Annotated in this window: 3 protein-coding genes; 1 reads left to right on the top strand and 2 read right to left on the bottom strand. The window is 44.1% G+C overall.

What is annotated here, in order from left to right:
• Window positions 1-420 precede the first annotated feature (420 nt).
• Window positions 421-1,002 carry a GNAT family N-acetyltransferase gene (locus REC12_RS14220; RefSeq protein WP_308895551.1) on the top strand — a complete coding sequence of 194 codons (582 nt, stop codon included), beginning with the start codon at window positions 421-423 and terminating at the stop codon, window positions 1,000-1,002.
• Window positions 1,003-1,221: 219 nt separating this feature from the next.
• On the opposite strand, the gene REC12_RS14225 is transcribed toward REC12_RS14220, so the two are convergent.
• Window positions 1,222-1,374: a hypothetical protein gene (locus REC12_RS14225; protein ID WP_308895553.1), complete on the bottom strand. Its 153-nt coding sequence runs from the start codon at window positions 1,372-1,374 to the stop codon at window positions 1,222-1,224.
• A 378-nt stretch (window positions 1,375-1,752) separates the two neighbouring features.
• Complete coding sequence (locus REC12_RS14230) at window positions 1,753-3,918, bottom strand: ATP-dependent helicase (RefSeq protein WP_308895555.1); 2,166 nt, start codon at window positions 3,916-3,918, stop codon at window positions 1,753-1,755.
• Window positions 3,919-4,425 lie beyond the last annotated feature (507 nt).

Here is a 4,425-nt window from a genome sequence, read left to right on the forward strand (position 1 = left end):
ATTACTCGAAGAGGTTGAATTCTAATCTGCCGTATTGACCGGCCTCATTAACTCAGCCAGTCAGTTTATCCTATGCTCAAGCTCGTCTAAGGTTACAACTCAACCTTCCTTTATGCAGAGGAGCCGTTGAGGTTGTCCCAAAATCGACAACGTTGTCGATTTTGGGACAACCTTTATAGGACGGGTCTGAGTTTGACAACATATTTCGGAAATAAAAAAGGCTTGAGCTTCGCTGCAGTCAAATTAACTCTTGCAAAAAAATCAGAGTGTAAGCTCGAATCTCTGTTCTCCATGCCCAGGAAATATCATCATTGTGAAGAAGTTTGCTGAGGCGGCAGGCTGCGCGGATTTAGAATTAGTAGTATAATGTGCGTGTAAAAAGCTTATATTTTATGACATTAAATAAAAGAAGGTAAGATAATGAATACAAGCGTTACAATACGTATGGCAACTAAGGCAGATGCCAAAGAAATTTTGGCAATATATGCTCCCTATGTAAAGAACACAGCAATCTCGTTTGAATATGATGTTCCTTCTCCTGAAGAATTTGCAGAAAGAATTAATAATACTTTGAGAAAATATCCCTATATCGTTGCGCTGGATAGCAATCGTATTATTGGCTATGCCTATGTTTCACCATTTAAAGAGCGGGTTGCGTATGATTGGGCTGTTGAAACGACTGTCTATGTAAGTCAGGATTGCCGGGGGAAAGGTTTAGGAACAACGTTGTATTCAGCTTTGGAGGCAATATTAAAAAGGCAAAATATCCTTAACCTGAATGCCTGCATTGCCTATACATCGATGGAGAATGCATATCTTACTAATGACAGTATCTATTTTCATGAGCGTTTAGGATATAAGAAAGTCGCCCATTTTACCCAATGCGGATATAAGTTTGGCAGTTGGTATGACATGATTTGGATGGAGAAAATTATCGGCGGACATTCCGCAAACCCAGAACCGATTATTCCCATTGCGGAATTGCACGATCTGCTCTTATAACTTAAAGTTGGTGTGACTCATTGCGCAGAACAGCGTTCGGAGAAATGGAGCAGAACAAAGCGATCCGAAAAGCGGGCGAGAGCTCCCGGATCAGCGATGAAGCAAAGGTGTACTTAGGACGCTGAACGTAAAATAAGGCCGGAATTCCCCAAAATAAAAAGCTAATGCTGTTTATGTAAACACATTAGCTTGATTTAGCCATATTCATAGTTTCACCTCTTAGGCAGTATGGTTATTTAGCTTAAATACTCTTTTTCTATTTAACAGATAGGTTACCTTTTCAGTTTTCAAGGCAGGCTGTTGCCGATAATCTATAAAAACAACTCCATAGATAGCGATCATTACAATAATGCCCAAAATTCCTGATAGCATTTGAAATCCCCCCTTAATGTATTGATATGTTCTTTAGGTATAGAATAACACAATACCTGGGCTTATGTCACATTTAAATTATGTATTTGTCAAATAGTTTTTTGTTATGGATGCTTTTGCCTCATATAAATTCCAAACCAATTCTTAGCCATAAGGCATATACATAGTGATGAAAATAAAGCTAATTTTCCTTTGGAGTGATAACTTTCAGTATAATTTTACGTCTGAGTTCAAAAGGAGATGCGCAAGACAACTTTTCGTAATTAGCTTATCTGATATCGTGGCAATAATAAAAAGTAATAGTAATTCTGATCAAAAGGCCATAGCAAAACAAGGGAGAGAGTAACCAGCCGATGGTGAAAAAGTGTTGCTCTTTTGTTATTTTCTGCCGTTTTCTGCTTCGATTTTGGCTCTCAGGCTTATGCTCCTCACCGTTTCAAGGCCGTCAAATTTAATTAAGTAGGCAGCTTTTTCACGGTTGATTCCCATGACCTCGCCCGCCCCCATGATGCTGTGTACGATACGGTCTCCGGGTCGGAAAGGAAACTCGGAAGACTTTGCTGCGATTAGTTGCTCGCTGCTGCCGATGTGCCAATTTGATTCCTTGACCAGACTTTCATTAAGTTCTGTTGTGTAAACAAGCAGCTCTTTGTCTACATTGAAAATGAAACGGGAGGGATAGCGGTAGGAGCCGTCCAAGTTCCGTCCTTCCGCATCCGTCAGGTACAAAGCTTTTTCCGCACGAGTGAAGGCGACAAAGGCCAGCCGCCGTTCTTCTTCCATGGCTTCAAGTGTTGCGGTCTTTTTGGAGGGGAATACGCCTTCCTCAAGACCGCAAAGAAATACATAAGGAAACTCCAGACCCTTTGCCGTGTGTACCGTCATCAGTTTAACCGTGTTTTTGCTGGCAGCTGTGTCGGTATTGGTCAGCAGACTTATATGAGACAGATAGTTTTCTAAGGTGTTTTCCTCTCCGCTTATGGTCTCGTATTCATAAACCGATTGCTTGAGCTCTGACAAATTGTCCAGCCGCTCCTGACTTCCTTCCGTCCGGAGCATTGCCTCATAGCCGCTTTGGTCAAGGAGGGAATTGAACAAGTCGGAAATCGGCATAGTCTGATAACCTGCGGAAAAACCCTCGATTAAATCGAGAAACCCCTTGGCCTTCGTGCCCTTGAAAATTTCCTGGTCGATGGTTCTTTCGAGTGCGCTGTACAGGGAGCATTGATTTTGGGCGGCATAGTCTTTTAAAAACTTCATACGCCGCAGGCCGATATTGCGTTTCGGCACGTTAGCTACCCGCAGGAAGGACAGATCGTCCTTATAGACAATGAGCCGGAGATAGGAGAGAGCGTCCTTGATTTCCATCCGGCCAAAAAACTGTACGCCGCTGTAGAGCGTGTAGGGGAGTTTTTCTTTCAGAAAGACCTCCTCCAGGGTACGGGAGATGAAATGGGCACGATAGAGGATGGTCACGTCACTCAGCGTTACGTCCTGAGCAATCAGCTCCCGGATTTGAAAGGCGATCCAGCGGGCTTCCTCCTCCGCTGTCCTGGCGTGATGGTAAACAACCGGAACCCCGTCCGGCAGTGTAGGAAGCAAGGCCTTGTTGATGCGTTTTTTGTTGTTTGCAATTAAAGAATTTGCTGCGGCGAGAATCTGCGGTGTTGAGCGATAATTCTCCATCATCATGATGGTGCGGACCTGGGGGAATTCCTGATCAAAGTCCAGTAAATATTTGAGCTTGGCGCCGCGCCAGGTGTAGATTGTCTGATCCGGGTCGCCGACGATAAAAAGGTTCTTGTGATAAGCACACAGCACTTTCATCAGCCGGTACTGCAGCTCGTCAATATCCTGATACTCGTCGATCATGATGTATTCCAGCCGCTGCTGCCACTTCAGGCGGATCCCTGCGTCTGCGCTGAAGATGTGGAGTACATATTTAATCAGGTCGTTATAGTCGAGGCCGAAACATTTCTTTTCCTGATACAGGTATCCCCAGAAGATGATATCCTCTGCTTCTGCGGCATGCAGATACTTGAGATGCAGATCTTCCAGGGAAAGAGAGATCATAAATTTGTAGTACTCCGGATCTTTAAACAACTTGCGGATTTCGATCATGTCTCTCGCTTTAGCGAAGGTCATATGCCGCAGCGTGAGGCCCCGTTCTTCATAAATGATCTTCAGCATGTCGTTGATATCGGAATTGTCAAGAACGAGAAAGCTTTTCGGATAGTGGACAGCGTTGATGTCTTCCTGCAAAACAGTCACACAGAAGCTGTGGAAAGTACTGATATAGCCGGTATCGTTGTCGCCGCAAAGACGGCGAATGCGCTGCTTCATCTCCCGGGCGGATTTATTGGTAAATGTGACGCAGAGGATGTTGGAGGGCATAATGCCAATCTCATTGACCAGATAGGCAAACCGCTGGGACAGCGCGCGGGTCTTACCCGACCCCGCACCCGCAATCACGCGAATGAAGCCTTCTGTGGCAGTTACTGCCTGTCGCTGCTGTTCATTAAGTCCCGCCAAGATGTCGCTCATCCTGCTCGTCACCACTTTCTTCATCTAATTCAATAATAGGTTTGTTTAACCGGGGCAAGCCTACGGAATTAAGCTTAACCATCGAACGTGCGTTTGCTATTTTTCATTATACATTACTTTGAAAAAACCATCCATAACTTAAATTAAAGCAAATGAAAGCGGTGTCCCGGGTATTCCCGGCACCCCGCTTGCTGCTGAATTCTTATTAAAAAGAGAAAAACGTTTGAGATTTTCTTAACTTATCCCACCCCTTTATGGCAGGACTTTCGGAGATTTATGGATTGCCTCAAAGAGGAGCATTCCTGTAAGTAACAAAAAATGAGCTTTGAAAAAAAGACGACCTCACGTTAAGCTTTGAGAGGACGAACTGTTGGCCAACAGAATCCAATCAAAAAATAACGGAGGTCATCCAAGTGAATTTTACACAAAACGAGAAACTAAATCAACTATCCGAAGCGAGTATTGTCATAGGCGTGGACATAGCCAGCGAACTTCATTATGCCAGAG

The sequence above is a fragment of the Candidatus Desulfosporosinus nitrosoreducens genome (assembly GCF_030954495.1).
In the GTDB taxonomy this organism is placed as follows: Bacteria; Bacillota; Desulfitobacteriia; order Desulfitobacteriales; family Desulfitobacteriaceae; genus Desulfosporosinus; species Desulfosporosinus nitrosoreducens.

Excerpts from the sequence above, each read along its gene's own strand:
- REC12_RS14230 (WP_308895555.1), bottom strand. The coding sequence starts at position 3,918 with ATGAGCGACATCTTGGCGGGACTTAATGAACAGCAGCGACAGGCAGTA.
- REC12_RS14225 (WP_308895553.1), bottom strand. The coding sequence starts at position 1,374 with ATGCTATCAGGAATTTTGGGCATTATTGTAATGATCGCTATCTATGGA.
- REC12_RS14220 (WP_308895551.1), top strand. The coding sequence starts at position 421 with ATGAATACAAGCGTTACAATACGTATGGCAACTAAGGCAGATGCCAAA.